Origin of the sequence: Xenorhabdus sp. PB62.4 (genome assembly GCF_014467285.1) — a bacterium.
Classification (GTDB): Bacteria; Pseudomonadota; Gammaproteobacteria; order Enterobacterales; family Enterobacteriaceae; genus Xenorhabdus.
On record NZ_NKHR01000127.1, the window covers coordinates 1 to 361 of the forward strand.

Here is a 361-nt window from a genome sequence, read left to right on the forward strand (position 1 = left end):
AGGCGGGTATAGCCTTTCACCTTGTCTTCGGCCGTCGCGAATGGGTTCGCCACAAAACGCTCAGCAGTCAGTTCAGGCCGGTTCCAGTAACCCCTCGCCAGTCCCGCACCGCCGATGTACAGTTCTCCCGGTGCGCCGACAGGAGCCGGATGGCCGCCATTATCAAGAACATAGAGACGGGTATTATCGATGCCCTTGCCGATGGCTCTGTCCCCGTCCTGTAATAAGTGCTGGGTCGCACAGACGGTGATTTCAGTGGGACCGTACTGATTAAACAGGGTAATCCCTGAACGTAAATTCAGGGCATTCAGGGCCTCCCCGCCCGTATGGATAACCTGTAAGGTGGACTGGAATAATTCAG

General features: G+C 56.0%; 1 protein-coding gene. It reads right to left on the reverse strand.

The genetic code is table 11. From position 1 onward, the window contains the following. The coding region (locus Xenpb_RS19555) for an AMP-binding protein (RefSeq protein WP_187655759.1) at window positions 1-361 on the reverse strand (361 nt) is incomplete at both ends.